Genomic DNA, 14,384 nt, shown 5'->3' on the forward strand with positions numbered 1-14,384 from the left:
ACGCTTCGCGCGCCGTCCGCGCCGTCCGCGCGCCGCGCGGCGGTTGCGCCACACCCGCCCGGGCCCACCTTAGCTGCGCGGGCCCATGATCTATCATGGGCCCGGTTTCCGGGCCCGGGCCCCGTGCAGAAAGTGACTACTTCTTTAGGGCTCGGATCACCCGGGCCAAGGCGCGGCCGGCGACGATGAGGAACGGCACACCGACGGCGAGCAGGGCGATGACGTTCGGCTCGAACCGGGCTGTACCGCCCGACTTGACGTACGCGCCGATCGGCAGCGAAACGCCGCCTCCTCCCCCGCCGGACCCGGCCCCGCCCTCACCGGCATCACCGCCGCCGAAGCCGTAGTAGGCGAGCGCGACGGGCACCAGGGCGACGCCATCGATCTGTACAGGGTCACCGTACGCCGACTTCACACCGGCGGAACGGAACGTTTCTGCGAGTTTTTCCGGGAGGCTGGTCATGCCATCAGGTTAGCGTGACTGAGACTTCAGGGGCGAGGTGTGAAGTGCGAGGCCGGGCGCACGGTTCCCGCTCCGAATCGCTCGGTCACGGTATCCACGGCCAGCTCCGCGCCGCGCCAGTCTTCGTCAGGGTCCCAGAGTCCGACCGATCCAGATGCCGTGCCGAGCTGCTCCGCACGCACCCCGATCAGCCGCACCCGAATACCGGAGGCCGCCAGCAGGTCGAACGCGGCCACCGCCTCTTCGTAGATGCGCCGGCCCACATTGCTGGGTTCGGCGAGGGTGCGCGACCGGGTCACCGTGCTGAAGTCCGTGTAGCGCAGCTTGAGGGCGACACGCCGGGCCACGAGATCGCCCCGCCGCAGCCGCACGGCAACGAGGTCGCACTGCCGCAGCAACTCGCTGCGCAACCGGTCGATATCCGTCACATCGTGTTCAAAGGTCACCTCGTGACCGACGCTCTTCTCCTCCCGCTCGAGCGTCACCGCGCGCGGGTCGCGACCCCAGGACAGCTCGAACAGTTTCTGACCGGATGCCTCCCCCAGCGCTTTGCGCAGCACCGCCAGCGGCGTGTGCGCGATGTCGCCGATCAATTTCAGGCCGAGTCTGCTCAGCGCCTGCTCGGTGGCGGCCCCGACGCCCCACAGCGCCGCGACGGGCAGCGGATGCAGAAACTCGACCGTATCCTCGGCGGGAACGACGAGCAGTCCGTTCGGTTTGGCCAGGCCGGAGGCAAGTTTGGCGACGAACTTGGTAGAGGCCGCGCCCACCGAGCAGACCAGCCCGGTCTCGGCGAACACCCGGGCGCGAATGAGTTCGCCGATCACAGCCGGAGAGCCAAACAGGTTGGTCGCGCCGGCCACGTCGAGAAAGGCCTCGTCGATGCCGAGCCGTTCCACCAGCGGGGTCACGTCATCGAAAATGCTCATGACCCGGCTGGAAAAGTCCCGATAGAGCCCTATGTGCGGCTCGAGCACGATTGCATTCGGGCATTGCCGCAGCGCGAGCGCCATCGGCATCGCCGAGTTCACGCCGTATTTGCGGGCGATGTAGTTGGCCGCAGTGACGACCGACCGGCCACCGCGGTGGCCGACGATCACGGGCAGGTTGACGAATTCGGGGTGCGACAGCAACTCGACCGACACGAAGAACGCGTCGAGGTCGACGTGCAGCACGGTCGCAGAACGGTCGTCGACGTCCCGCGCCGACACCTGCCGCCCACTACCGTCCTGTCTACCCACCGAAAAACCCTAACCCGATCCCCCGCCTCTCCACTACCGGCCGACACAGAATCATCCCCCGTGCACAACTCCGGCAATTTCTCTTCAGCTGACGCGGCTGACGCGTGATCTCGCGGGCGGGCGGCATCCGCTTCTCGATCTGCCGGAGATGTTCTCGCGAACCCGGGGGTCCGCGGCCCGCGCTGGGTTGATGTTACGGTCGTGTCACAACCTGAAATGAGCAGCCCATGCCGCAGTCCATCCGCGCCGGATCGGGAACCCGCGCGGCTCTTTTTGCCCCGCTCGACGGTGCCGGCCGGGCCGAACTGGCCAGGCAGCTGGGCGTCGTCACGGTCACCGCCCGGGAAGCACGCGAGATTCTGCGTCGCAACAAACTGGTGTACACTAAGCGCGGCCGCGACGGCGGCAGTTTCGTCACTTTCGCCGGGCGGGCAGAACCCGGCGGGGTCTGCGCTGCCGGCCGCCGCCACGTGACCGGTCCCTACGTGGACTATCTGTGCACCGATGAATACACCCTCACGTTGACCCTGCCGGTCTACCGCGGAGGGACGGAGCTGATCGCTGTGGTCGGACGACCTGTCGGTGGATCAGGTCGAGCGCGAACTCGTGCCACGCATGGGCTCCGGCGGTGTGCCGGTGACGCTCATCAACGCCAGCGCACGGGTCGTCGCCTCGACCGGCGCCCACCTTGCGACCGGGGCGCTGCTGCTCCTGCCGGGGCTGACCGACCGCCTGCGCGATCCGGCGTCGTCACCGGCTCTACTGGCCGATGGGGTACACACGCGTTCCGGTCGTGCGGTCAGACCGGACTCGCCGTCGTTGTCGGCCCGGCCGCGGGTCAGCCGATCGACGCGCCGAACACCCACCCGAGCAGATAGGTCACCGCGGCTGCGCCGAGGCCGATGACAAGCTGCCGCAGGGCACGCTTGAGCGGCGGCCCGCCGGAGAGCAAACCGACGACAGCGCCGGTCGCGAGCAAGGCAACGCCGACCAGCACGGTCGCCAGGATCATGGCCGGGTAGCCGCTCAGGCCAAACAGGTAGGGCAGCACGGGCAGCAGCGCTCCGGATGCGAAGAAGCAGAAACTCGACAGGGCCGCGCCGGTGCCCGTACCGATGGCTTCGTGCTCGTCGGGCTCGACGGCCGCGTTGTTGACCGCGGAAATGGGACCGGTCGCCGCATACGCGGTGGCCAGCACGCCACGGGCATAGGTCTCAGCCTCGTCTTCGGACATACCGCGGGCCCGGTAGACCAGGGTCAGCTCGTTGGCGGCGAGGTCTAGGTGCGAGAGCACACTCTTGGCCGGTGCCGCCGGAGTGGATGCTTCGAGCAACTCCCGCTGGGACCGCACCGAGACATATTCGCCAGCGCCCATCGACAGCGCCCCGGCCAATAACCCGGCAATCCCGGTGAACAGAATCGTTGCAGCCGGTACCCCGGTGGCGCCGATGCCGAGCACGAGGGCCAGGTTGCTGACCAGGCCGTCATTGACGCCGAACACGGCGGCGCGAAAGGTACCGGACAGGCGTTTGCGACCGCGCGCGGCGAGGCCGCGCACGACCTCTTCGTGCACGGTTTCGTCGGCCGCCATCGCGTTGGTCGCGTCGGCATCCGCATCGTAGGGCGAGCGGCTCTCGGCCCGTTGGGCGAGAGCGAGCACGAACACCGAACCGAACCGGCGGGCCAGCAGCCCCAGAAACCGGGTGCGCAGGGCACCACGACGTGGCGAGCCCACGTCGCTGCCGAGCAGTTGGCGCCAGTGATCTTCGTGTCGTCCCTCGGCTTCGGCGAGGGCGAGCAGAATCTGGCGCTCCTCACCGGCCCGACGGTTGGCGAGGTCACGATAGACCGCGGCCTCAGCCCGCTCGTCGGCCAGGTATTGCCGCCACCGACGGATGTCCCGCTGCGATGGCTCACGCCCGACCGGCCCCGCAGCGGTCACGCCTCTGGCGCCGCTTCGAGGAAGCCCTGCGGAATGCGCGCCGAATCGTGCGGGCCGGAGCCATCGAGGCCGAAGAACGGTTGCTCGAACTGAACCACCCAGAACTTCTCCCGCACCACGGTCGGTGCGTACAGCCCAGACCCCTCCGACTCCCCCGCAGCCACGATCACACCGATCGGGTCGTCGATCAGGGAGTCGGGAAAGCGGGTGCGGTCGAGGTGCACGATCACCTGCACGCCCACGCCGAAAGCCTGAGTTGTCACGTGCTACTCGACCGCCTGGGCGCGTTCGAGCACGAGCTCGCGCACGCGCGCGGCATCCGCTTGGCCACGCATGGCCTTCATGACCGCGCCAATGACCGCGCCGGCGGCCTGCACCTTGCCATCGCGAATCTTGGCGAGCACGTCGGGCTGACCGAGCAGCGCGGCGTCAATGGCCGCGATGAGCGCGCCGTCGTCGGACACCACGGCCAGGCCACGGTTCTCGACGACCTCGGCAGGGGTACCCTCGCCGGCGATGACGCCTTCGAGCACCTGGCGGGCCAGGCGGTCGGTGAGGGTGCCAGCCTCGACCAGCTGGATCAGCGCGGCAAGCTGCTCCGGCGTGACGAGCGAGTCGGCCGCGACCCCGGCCACGTTGGCGAGCCGGGCGATCTCGCCGGTCCACCACTTGCGCGCAGCCTGAGCGGATGCCCCGGCGGCGACGGTCGCCTCGACCGCGTCGAGCAGGTCGGAGTTCACGACGTCCTGGAACTCGAGGTTCACAAAACCCCACGCGGCCTGCAGTCGCTTGCGGCGGGCCGCGGGCGGCTCCGGCAGGGTGAGGCGCAATTCTTCGACCCAGGCGCGCGACGGCGCCATCGGCAGCAGGTCGGGCTCCGGAAAGTAGCGGTAGTCGTCGGCGTCGCTCTTCGGCCGACCGGCGCTCGTGATGCCGGTGTCTTCGTGCCAGTGCCGGGTCTCCTGCGTGATGGTGCCGCCGCCAGACAGCACGGCTGCCTGACGCTGGATCTCGTAGCGCACGGCGCGTTCAACGCTTCTCAGGGAGTTGACGTTCTTGGTTTCGGTGCGGGTGCCGAGCACGTTCGACCCGCGCGGGCGCAGGGAGACGTTGGCGTCGCAGCGCACGTTGCCCTCTTCCATCCGGGCGTTGGAGACGCCGAGCGCCTTGGCGATCTCGCGAATGGCCGCGACGTAGGTCTTGCCGATCTCGGGGGCGTCGTGTTCGGCGCCCTCGATCATCTGGGTGACGATTTCGACCAGCGGCACGCCGCCGCGGTTGTAGTCGACCAACGAATAGTCGGCACCCTGGATGCGTCCGGTGGCGCCACCCATGTGGGTGAGCTTGCCGGCATCGTCTTCCATGTGGGCACGTTCGATCTCGACGGTGACCAAGCGGCCGCTTTCGAGTTCGATCGTGATCGATCCGTCATGGCAGATCGGGTCGTCGTACTGGCTGGTCTGAAAGTTCTTCGCCGTGTCGGGGTAGAAGTAGTTCTTGCGGGCGAACCGCGAGTGTTCCGCGATTTCACAACCCAATGCCAGCCCCAAACGGATGCTGGATTCCAGCGCCTTCTTGTTCACCTGCGGCAGTCCGCCCGGCAGCCCGAGGCAGGTGGGGCAGGTGTTCGTGTTGGCGCCGGAGCCGAACTCGTTGGCGCAGCCGCAAAACATTTTGGTCTTGGTGTTGAGTTCGACGTGCACCTCGAAGCCGAGCACCGGCTCGAACAATTCGAGCGCTTTGTCGAAGTCCATCAATTCTGGCTTGGCCATTAGACGGCTCCCTCTTCGCTGGCAAACATTTCGGTCGGGGTCAGTGCTGGGGCCTGGCTGAGCATGGTGTGCCCCCAGCTCGCTTCGAGAAGCTGCTCGATCGCGGCGCCGACGGTGTAGAGGCGGGCATCCGCTTTGGCGGGGGCCATGATCTGCAAGCCGACCGGCAGTCCGTCTTCCGGCGCGAGCCCGATCGGGATGCTCATTCCGGGCACGCCGGCGAGGTTCGCCGGGATGGTGGTGATGTCGTTGATGTACATGGCCATCGGGTCGGCTAGCTTTTCACCGAATTTGAACGCGGTGGTCGGGGCGCTGGGCGACATGAGCACGTCGACCTGGCTGAACGCGGCGGCGAAGTCACGCTGAATGAGCGTGCGCACCTTCTGCGCGCTGCCATAGTAGGCGTCGTAGTAGCCAGCGCTCAGGGCGTAGGTTCCGAGGATGATGCGGCGCTTGACCTCTGGCCCGAAACCGGCCTCGCGGGTGGCGCTCATCACGTGTTCGCTCGTGAGCGAACCGCTGGCCGGGTTGACGCGGATGCCGAAGCGCACCGAGTCGAAGCGGGCCAGGTTGCTCGACGCTTCGGCCGGCAGGATCAGGTAGTAAGCCGCGACGGCGTACTCGAAGTTCGGGGCGGAAATCTCGGTGATCTCGGCGCCGGCGGCGACGAGCAGCGCGAGGGTTTCGTTGAAGCGCTGGGTGACGCCGGCTTGGAAGCCGTCGCCGGAGAGTTCCTTGATAACTCCGATGCGCACGCCCTTGAGGGCGCCGTCCTTGAGACCTGCCTGGGCGGCTGCGGCCATCGACGGCCAGCTGTCGGTCAGCGAGGTGGAGTCGAGCGGGTCGTGGCCACCGATGACGTCGTGCAGCAGGGCGGCGTCGTAGACCGTGCGAGAGACTGGGCCGACCTGGTCGAGGCTCGAGGCGAGCGCGATGGCGCCGTAGCGGGAGACTCCGCCATAGGTGGGCTTGACGCCGACCGAGCCGGTGACGGCGGCGGGCTGGCGGATGGATCCGCCGGTGTCGCTGCCGAGGGCGAGCGGTGCCTGGAACGAGGCGACAGCCGCGGCCGAGCCACCGCCGGAGCCGCCGGGGATACGTTCGCGGTCCCACGGGTTGCGGGTAATTCCGTAGGCGGAGTGTTCGGTGGAGGAGCCCATGGCGAACTCGTCCATGTTGGTCTTGCCGAGCGGCACCAGGCCGGCCGCACGCAGTCGGGCAACGACGGTCGCGTCGTAGGGCGGAACCCAGCCCTCGAGAATTCTTGACCCCGCGGTGGTGGGCATGTCCTGGGTGGCGAGCACGTCCTTGATCGCGATCGGCACGCCGGCGAGCGGGTTCAGCGCCTCACCGGCTGCGCGGCGGGCGTCGATCTCGGCGGCGGTCGCCAGGGCGGCGTCAGCGGCGACGTGCAGAAAAGCGTGCAGGTCGGTGTCGACGGCCGTGATGTGGTCGAGGTGGGCGCGGGTCGCTTCAACCGCGCTGACCTCCTTGCGCACCAGGAGGTCGCTGAGCGCGGCGGCGGAGAGCTTGGTGAGATAGGTCATGGTTACTCCTCGTCCAGAATGGCGGGCACGCGGAATTTGTCGCCAGTGCGGTCGGGGGCGCCGGACAGGGCCTGCTCGACCGTCAGCGACGGCACGACAACGTCCTCACGGTAGACGTTGGTCAGCGGCATCGGGTGGCTCGTGGCCGGGGTGTCAGCGGTGGCCACTTCAGAGACTTTGGCGATCGAGTCGACGATCTGGCCGAGGTCACGGGTGAGACTGGTGATCTCGAGGGGGCTGAGGTCGATCCGGGCAAGGTATGCCAAATGGGCAACCTGCTCGGCCGTGATTTCAGACATGGTGCTCCGATACGCATTGGGGTGGATAATCCAATCCTATTCGCCAGCCGCCGCGCGCCCGATTCGCCGACCGCGCTAGGTGGGCACCCGCGCCCCTGGTGAAGTCCGTATCCGCTGCCCAGGACCGGCGCCGACACCAGCACCGGTTGGCGATTCGCGTTGATCGCACAAAACCAGGCATCGCCGACGACGAGAAAAAAGTCTCCACTGAGCCGGAATTTCGGCAGGAAGTAACCGTGAAGTAGCACACTGGCAGATATGAGAGCAATTGTTGTTGAGCAGAACCCGGGCGGATCCGTGCTGTCGATGCGGGATCTCCCGAGCCCTGAACCGGGCCCGCGTCAGGTGAAGATCCGTGTGCGGACTGCGTCGGTGAACCGTGCCGACCTGGGCCAGCGCGCGGGAACCTACCAGCCGGTCAGCCCAGGCGGCACTCCGGTCGTCGTGGGGCTGGATGCTGCGGGCGACGTCGTCACGATGGGAAGCGAGGTGAGGGGCGTTCACGTCGGGGACCGCGTCATGGCCACCGTCAGTGGAGGTTTGAGCGAGGAAGTCGTTGTCGACGCTGCGCTGGTTGTACCGATTCCGCCGGCGTGGACCTACGCGGAGGGTGCTGCTGCCATCCTCGGATTGATGACCGAGCACAACGCGCTCCGCACTGCGGGTGACCTCAAGCCGGGCGAAACGGTGCTCATTCATGCGGCGGCCTCAACGGTGGGGCTTCAGTGTGTACAGCTGGCAAAATACCTCGGCGCCGGACTCATCATTGCTTCCGTTCGCACGGACCGGGCAACTGACGTGCTCCGTTCTCAGGGGGCCGATCACGTGGTCGAGGTGGGCGAGGCCGGTTTTGCAGATCGGGTTTTGGAACTGACGGATGGCCGCGGGGTCGACGTCATCGTCGACCACGTCGGTGGCCCATATCTTGCGGACAATATTCGCTGCGCCGCACTCCTGGGACGCCTGGTCGGTGTGGGGCGCCTCGGCGGTGCCCACGGTGATCTTGATCTGGAAGCACTGGCCTTTAAACGACTACGCATCATCGGGGTCACCTTTCGCACCCGTGACGCTGCCGAAAAAGCCGCCATCGTCGCCACGCTCCTGTCCGAGGTCGACCTGGCTTCCGAAGCACTGCGCCCATTGATTGATCGGATCCTGCCCTGGACCGAAGTCCAACAAGCGCAGGATCTCATGGCCGCGAACTCCCACCTCGGCAAGATCGTTCTCAGTCTTCTGAATACGTAAGCCAGACCGTCTGGAAATGCACACTAGGTAAGGGACCGCATGCGCGAAACTGACTTCTTCAACGGCGTTCAGGTGCCCGTCATTGGCCAGGGAACCTGGCATCTCGGTGAGGACGCCGCAAAGCGAAAGACCGAGGTGTCGGCCCTACGCGCGGGGATCGACGTTGGCCTGACCGTGATCGACACCGCCGAAATGTATGGCGATGGCGCCTCGGAAGAACTGGTCGGCGAGGCCATCCGCGGTCACCGCGATGACGTCGTTCTGGTCAGTAAGGTTTACCCGCACAACGCGAGCCGCAGCGGCGTCGTGGCTGCGTGCGAGCGCAGCCTGCGCCGGCTCGGAACCGATCGGCTCGATGTCTATCTACTGCATTGGTCCGGCAGTTTTCCCCTGTCCGAGACCGTCGACGGGTTCGAACACCTGCGTGCGGCTGGCAAGATTCGAAGCTGGGGGTTATCGAATTTCGACCGGGATGATCTGAGGCGAGCACCAGACGGATGCGCCACCAATCAGGTGCTGTACAACCTCGGCAGTCGGGGCATCGAGTTTGACCTCCTGCCCTGGCAACAACGCCGGGGCATGCCGCTCATGGCCTATTCGCCACTCGGTCAGGGACCGACCCTGCTTGAGCATCCACTACTGGCCGAAATCGGAGAGCGCCACGGAGTGACGGGTGCCCAGATCGCGCTCGCCTGGGTCATTCGGCAACCGGGCGTCATCGCGATTCCCAAGGCATCGTCGCTCGAGCACGTGCAGCAGAATGTCAGCGCGGGCGCGGTAGTCCTCGACGCCGAGGATTGCCTGTCTTTGGATAACGCATTTCCGGCGCCGCGCAGCAAGCGACCACTCGACATTCTGTGACGCCGTCCACTCTTTCTTGAAACGCACTCTGGCCAGGCGGAGTTCTCTGAATTTGGTCACCGCCCTACCAGCCAGCCCGACGAGATACACAGTGGCAGGTCATGTCCGATCGTGATAATACTGATACATGCTCATTTTCGGCACAGCCTAAGGCTGTCCGACATTCATCCATTTAATACCTCCGAAAGTGAAGACGGACCTTCCGTCTTACACGGGCAAAAATTCAGGGAGTGAAAAAATGAAGGCAGTCGTGTACAAGGGGCCCAATGAGGTCAACGTTGAAGAAGTTCCGGATGCCACGATCGAACGTCCCACTGACGTTCTGGTGCGCATTACGGCCACGAATATTTGCGGGTCAGATTTGCACATGTACGAGGGACGCACCGATTTCGAGGTTGGACGCACGTTTGGCCACGAAAATATGGGCGAGGTCATCGAGATTGGTAACGGCGTCGACAAGGTAAGAGTCGGCGAACAGGTCGTGCTGCCGTTCAATATTTCCTGCGGTTTTTGCAAGAATTGCGAACGCGGCTTTACCAACTATTGCATGACCACTCAACCAGACCCGGTCGGCGCGGGCGCCGCCTACGGCTTCGCGGGAATGGGTCCGTATCCCGGCGGGCAGGCCCAAATGCTGCGTGTGCCTTACGGTGACAGTAACTGCCTGCGCCTGGGTGAAGACGCCATAGAAAAGCAGAACGATTACGTGATGCTTTCGGACATCTTCCCTACCGGCTACCACGCTACTGAGATGGCCGGCGTCATGCCCGGTGACACAGTCGTGATTTATGGTGCAGGTCCGGTCGGGCTGATGGCTGCACTGTCTGCCACGATCAAGGGCGCCAGTAAAGTCTGGGTCGTGGACCGACGCCCGGACCGGCTGGCCCTCGCCGAGCAGATCGGCGCGATCGCCGTTGATGACTCAAAGACGGACCCGGTTCAATTCGTTTTGGACCAAACCCAGGGGATCGGCGCGGACCGGGGGTGTGAATGCGTTGGCTATCAGGCCCACGACCCCCACGGCACCGAAGATCCCGCCATGACTCTGAATCGGCTGATTCAGTCCGTGCGCATCACCGGGGGCATCGGCGTTGTCGGCGTCTTCCTGCCAGCAGATCCCGGCGGCTTCGACGAGAACGCCAAGCAGGGCAAGATTGCCATTGACTACGGCCTGCAATGGCTCAAAGGCCAGAGCGTGGGCAGCGGGCAATGCCCGGTGAAGAAATACAATCGACAATTACGCGACCTGATTGCGGTGGGCAAGGCCAAACCTTCATGGATCGTTTCCCACGAGATCCCCCTCAGCGACGCCGCGGATGCCTACAAGAATTTCGGCGACCGCAACAACGGGTGGACCAAAGTAATCCTCAAGCCCGAATAGGGCACTGTTGAACGACCTCGCCGCGGCGCGATCACCGCTCGGACTCGACCTTTGAGGGCGTGAACTCAAGTTCGTCAGGTCATGGTCGCCCACTCGGAGAAACACCGGCAGCCCGGTGGGCGACCGGTCAAAAATCTATGGGAACCCAAGGGGCCTGTGCGGCAGCCTACGTGGATACAGGCGAGGACGCGGGCGCCAACCCGTCTGGCCCGCCCGCGAGTAAGGTTCGAAACTCGTCGGCGTCGAGGACTCGAATGCCGAGGGTTTCGGCTTTGCCGAGCTTCGACCCGGCACCCGGCCCGGCGGCGACGAAGTCGGTGTTCTTCGACACGCTGGAGGCACTCTTGCCGCCCGCGGCGATGATCGCCTCCTGGGCGCCCTCCCGGGTGAAGCCCTCGAGCGAGCCGGTAGCCACGACGGTCAGCCCGGCGAGCACTCCCCCGGCCGTCTCGGCCGCGCCCGGACCGGGGTGGCCCGGCGTGGCGAATTGCACGCCGGCCGCGGCCCACTGGGTGACGATGTCCACGTGCCAGTCCACCAGGAACCAGGCGAGCACCGCGTCGGCGATAATGCCGCCGACACCGTCGACCTCGGCGAGTTCCTCGCGGGAGGCCGCCCGAATGGCGTCGAGGGAGCCGAAATGGTTAGCCAGGGCGCGGGCGGCGACCGGGCCGACGTGACGAATATTGAGCGAGACCAGGATGCGCCACAGCGGCTTGGTTTTGGCCTTATCGATCTCGACGAGGAGTTTGAGCGCGCTCGAGGACGGTTGCGGGCCCTCCAGCCCCTGCTTCTTCTCGGCGGCCGTGGGATTGCGCTGGAAGGGCATGCGCTGCCTTGCTGTGCCGTCGGCGCCTTCCTTGGGCAGCCCGGTTTCGGCGTCGCGCACGATCACCTGGATCGGCAGCAGGTCGGCCAATTCGAGGTCGAACAGTCCGGCCTCGGTCGGCAGTGGCGGCCGCGAGGGCACGGTCGGCTGGGTGAGAGCGGAGGCCGCGACCTCGCCGAGCACCTCAATGTCGAGGCCGCCGCGGCTGCCGATGTGCTCGACGCGGCCGCGCACCTGGGCGGGGCAGCTGCGCGCGTTCGGGCAGCGCAGGTCGATATCGCCCTCCTTGGCCGCGGCCAGCGGGGTGCCGCATTCGGGGCAGTTGATCGGCATGACGAATTCGCGTTCGGTGCCGTCGCGCAGCTCCACGACCGGGCCGAGCACCTCGGGAATAACGTCCCCGGCCTTGCGCAGCACGATGGTGTCGCCGATCAGCACGCCCTTGGCCTTCACAACGTCCTGGTTGTGCAGGGTGGCCTGGCGCACTTCGCTGCCGGCCACGAGCACCTTTTCCATCACGGCGAACGGTGTCGCGCGGCCGGTGCGTCCGACGCTGACGACGATGTCGAGCAGCTTGGTGTTGACCTGCTCCGGCGGGTATTTGTAGGCGATGGCCCAGCGCGGCGCCCGGTTGGTGGCGCCGAGTTCGGCGTGCAGGGCGAGCTCGTCGATCTTGATGACGATACCGTCGAGTTCGTGCACGACGCTGCCGCGGTGGGCTCCGTAATACTCGATGAACTCGGCCGCTTCGGCGACAGACTCGACCACGCGAAAGTAGCTGCTGGTCGGCAGACCCCAGTTTTCGAGCAGGCCGTAGACCTCGGACTGGGCCTGCACGGGCGGGTCCTCCCAGGCGCCGATGCCGTGCACGAGCATGCGCAGCCGGCCCAGGCGGGCCTTCATCAGAACCAACTGGTCGGTGTTCTTGCCAGCGGCCTTCTGTCGCAGCGACCCGGCCGCCGCGTTGCGGGCGTTCGCGAACATCCGCTCTCCCGCGGCGGACTGCGCGGCGTTGAGTTCGTCGAACGCAGCCACTGGGAAGAAGACTTCGCCACGTACTTCCATCAAGGACGGATGCCCGCTGCCGGCCAGCCGAGACGGGATGCCGGGGACCAGGTCGATGTTCTCGGTGACGTCTTCGCCGACGACGCCGTCGCCGCGGGTGGCCGCCGAGACGAGCACGCCGTTGGCGTAGCGCAGATTGATGGCGAGGCCGTCGATCTTGAGTTCACACAGGTAGTGCACGGCGCGGCCGGAATTCTCCGCGGCCTTGCGAGCCCAGGTCTCGAATTCTTCGATCGAGAAGACGTTGTCGAGGCTGAGCATGCGTTCGGCGTGGGTGACCGGGTCGAACAGGGTCGTTTCGGCGCGCCCGCCGACCGTCTGGGTGGGGCTGTCCTGGCTTTGCAGCTCGGGGTAGAGCCGTTCGAGTTCGGCCAAGCGCCGCACCAGCAGGTCGTAGTCGGCGTCAGAGAAAACGGCCGCGTCCTGCCCGTAGTAGGCATCGCGGGCTGCGAGCACGCGGGTGGTGATATCAGCAGCCTCGGCTGCCGCTGCGCTCAGCGCGTCAGGGGTGGAATCCGCGACGGACTCAGGCATTGACCGGGACGGGGCTGGCCGAAGCGGTAGGTGCTGAGACGGAACTGTCTGAAGAGATCGGTACGGCGCTGACCGTGCGGTCGATGGTGCACTGGCCGAGCACCCGAGTACCGACGTAGACGACGGCGGTCTGGCCGGGGGCGACGCCATTGAGTGGTTCGTTCGGAATGATGCGCAGTTCGACAGAACCGTCAACGCCGGTCACGGCCGTGGTCGACACAAGCTGGGCGACGGCCGGAACCGGGTCGGCGTGAGCGCGAATCTGCACGTGGCAGGCGAATTCCACCTCTGGATGTTCGGGGGCGAGCCCAGCCCAGGTGTACTTGTTGCCGGCGATCTCCTTGATGGCGAGCGCCTCCTTCGGGCCGACGACGACGGTGTTGGTGATCGGGCGCACCTCAAGCACGAAGCGCGGCTTGCCGTCGGCGGCCGGGGTGCCGATCGACAGCCCTTTACGCTGGCCCACGGTGAAGGCAACGGCGCCGTCGTGCTGGCCGAGTGTGTTGCCCTCCCGGTCGAGAATGTCGCCGGTGACCGGGGCGACGCGTTCGCCGAGCCAGCCCTTGGTGTCACCGTCAGGAATGAAGCAGATGTCGTAGGAGTCGGGCTTGTTCGCCACTGAAAAGCCGCGTTCGGCCGCTTCTTTCCGCACCTCGGCCTTGGTCGGCGTGGCGCCGAGCGGGAACATGGAGTGGTTGATCTGGTCGGCGGTGAGCACGCCGAGCACATAGGACTGATCCTTGGCCCAGGCGGCCGCGCGGTGCAGCTCCTTGTTGCCGTCGGCATCCGTCAGAATGCTCGCGTAGTGGCCGGTGCAGACGGCGTCGAAGCCGAGGGCCATGGCCTTTTCGAGCAGGGCGGCAAACTTGATCTTCTCGTTGCAGCGCATGCAGGGGTTCGGGGTGCGGCCGGCCGCGTACTCGGCGATGAAGTCGTCAACGACGTCGAGCTTGAACCGTTCGGAGAAATCCCAGACGTAGTAAGGAATGCCCATGATATTGGCGGCGCGCTGGGCATCCATCGAATCTTCGACGGTGCAGCAGCCGCGGCTGCCGGTGCGCAGCGTGCCCGGCATGCGGCTCAGTGCGAGATGCACGCCGACCACCTCGTGCCCTGCTTCGACCGCGCGCGCGGCTGCCACGGCGGAATCAACACCGCCACTCATTGCTGCTAAAACCTTCACCCAACGAGTGTACGCGCCAGTG

General features: G+C 66.2%; 13 protein-coding genes. 4 read left to right on the forward strand and 9 right to left on the reverse strand.

Features of this window, described 5'->3' with window-relative positions:
- Positions 1–136 precede the first annotated feature (136 nt).
- The gene (locus E3T46_RS14375) at positions 137–463 is read right to left on the reverse strand and encodes a hypothetical protein (protein ID WP_134579069.1); all 327 of its coding nucleotides are present in this window, start codon (positions 461–463) and stop codon (positions 137–139) included.
- A 26-nt stretch (positions 464–489) separates the two neighbouring features.
- On the reverse strand, positions 490–1,704 hold the full coding sequence (gene dinB, locus E3T46_RS14380; RefSeq protein ID WP_134579070.1) for a DNA polymerase IV: 1,215 nt from the start codon (positions 1,702–1,704) through the stop codon (positions 490–492).
- Between the two features lie 227 nt (positions 1,705–1,931).
- Between dinB and E3T46_RS14385 the strand changes: the two genes are divergently transcribed.
- On the forward strand, positions 1,932–2,582 hold the full coding sequence (locus tag E3T46_RS14385) for a hypothetical protein (RefSeq protein ID WP_134579071.1): 651 nt from the start codon (positions 1,932–1,934) through the stop codon (positions 2,580–2,582).
- Here the strand turns inward: E3T46_RS14385 and E3T46_RS14390 are convergent.
- Genes E3T46_RS14390 through gatC form a run of 5 tightly spaced genes read right to left on the reverse strand, consistent with a single transcriptional unit; the run spans position 2,543 to position 7,264 of the window.
- Entirely contained in the window at positions 2,543–3,646 is a 1,104-nt protein-coding gene (locus tag E3T46_RS14390; protein WP_134579072.1) for a VIT1/CCC1 transporter family protein, read from the reverse strand. The genes E3T46_RS14385 and E3T46_RS14390 overlap by 40 nt on opposite strands.
- On the reverse strand, positions 3,643–3,909 hold the full coding sequence (locus E3T46_RS14395; RefSeq protein WP_134441146.1) for a hypothetical protein: 267 nt from the start codon (positions 3,907–3,909) through the stop codon (positions 3,643–3,645). The genes E3T46_RS14390 and E3T46_RS14395 overlap by 4 nt, the downstream gene beginning before the upstream one ends.
- A 3-nt stretch (positions 3,910–3,912) precedes the next feature.
- Positions 3,913–5,418 carry an Asp-tRNA(Asn)/Glu-tRNA(Gln) amidotransferase subunit GatB gene (gene gatB / locus E3T46_RS14400; protein ID WP_134441145.1) on the reverse strand — a complete coding sequence of 502 codons (1,506 nt, stop codon included), beginning with the start codon at positions 5,416–5,418 and terminating at the stop codon, positions 3,913–3,915.
- Entirely contained in the window at positions 5,418–6,965 is a 1,548-nt protein-coding gene (gatA, locus tag E3T46_RS14405; RefSeq protein WP_134579073.1) for an Asp-tRNA(Asn)/Glu-tRNA(Gln) amidotransferase subunit GatA, read from the reverse strand. The genes gatB and gatA overlap by 1 nt, the downstream gene beginning before the upstream one ends.
- Positions 6,966–6,967: 2 nt before the next feature.
- Complete coding sequence (gene gatC, locus E3T46_RS14410) at positions 6,968–7,264, reverse strand: Asp-tRNA(Asn)/Glu-tRNA(Gln) amidotransferase subunit GatC (RefSeq protein WP_134579074.1); 297 nt, start codon at positions 7,262–7,264, stop codon at positions 6,968–6,970.
- Positions 7,265–7,522: 258 nt separating this feature from the next.
- On the opposite strand from gatC, the gene E3T46_RS14415 reads away from it, so the two are divergent.
- The 3 genes from E3T46_RS14415 (at position 7,523) to E3T46_RS14425 (ending at position 10,751) form a co-directional block, all read left to right on the forward strand.
- Positions 7,523–8,509: a zinc-binding dehydrogenase gene (locus tag E3T46_RS14415; protein ID WP_134579075.1), complete on the forward strand. Its 987-nt coding sequence runs from the start codon at positions 7,523–7,525 to the stop codon at positions 8,507–8,509.
- Between the two features lie 39 nt (positions 8,510–8,548).
- Complete coding sequence (locus E3T46_RS14420) at positions 8,549–9,370, forward strand: aldo/keto reductase (RefSeq protein ID WP_134579076.1); 822 nt, start codon at positions 8,549–8,551, stop codon at positions 9,368–9,370.
- Positions 9,371–9,608: 238 nt separating this feature from the next.
- Entirely contained in the window at positions 9,609–10,751 is a 1,143-nt protein-coding gene (locus E3T46_RS14425) for a glutathione-independent formaldehyde dehydrogenase (RefSeq protein WP_134579077.1), read from the forward strand.
- 166 nt (positions 10,752–10,917) lie between these two features.
- Here E3T46_RS14425 and ligA read toward each other — a convergent pair whose 3' ends face one another.
- Positions 10,918–13,179 (reverse strand): NAD-dependent DNA ligase LigA, encoded by a 2,262-nt coding sequence (gene ligA / locus E3T46_RS14430; RefSeq protein ID WP_134579078.1) that lies wholly within the window; start codon positions 13,177–13,179, stop codon positions 10,918–10,920.
- Positions 13,172–14,362: a tRNA 2-thiouridine(34) synthase MnmA gene (gene mnmA, locus E3T46_RS14435; RefSeq protein WP_174845408.1), complete on the reverse strand. Its 1,191-nt coding sequence runs from the start codon at positions 14,360–14,362 to the stop codon at positions 13,172–13,174. The genes ligA and mnmA overlap by 8 nt, the downstream gene beginning before the upstream one ends.
- Positions 14,363–14,384 lie beyond the last annotated feature (22 nt).

This window comes from Cryobacterium sp. Hh11, from assembly GCF_004404045.1.
In the GTDB taxonomy this organism is placed as follows: Bacteria; Actinomycetota; Actinomycetes; order Actinomycetales; family Microbacteriaceae; genus Cryobacterium; species Cryobacterium levicorallinum.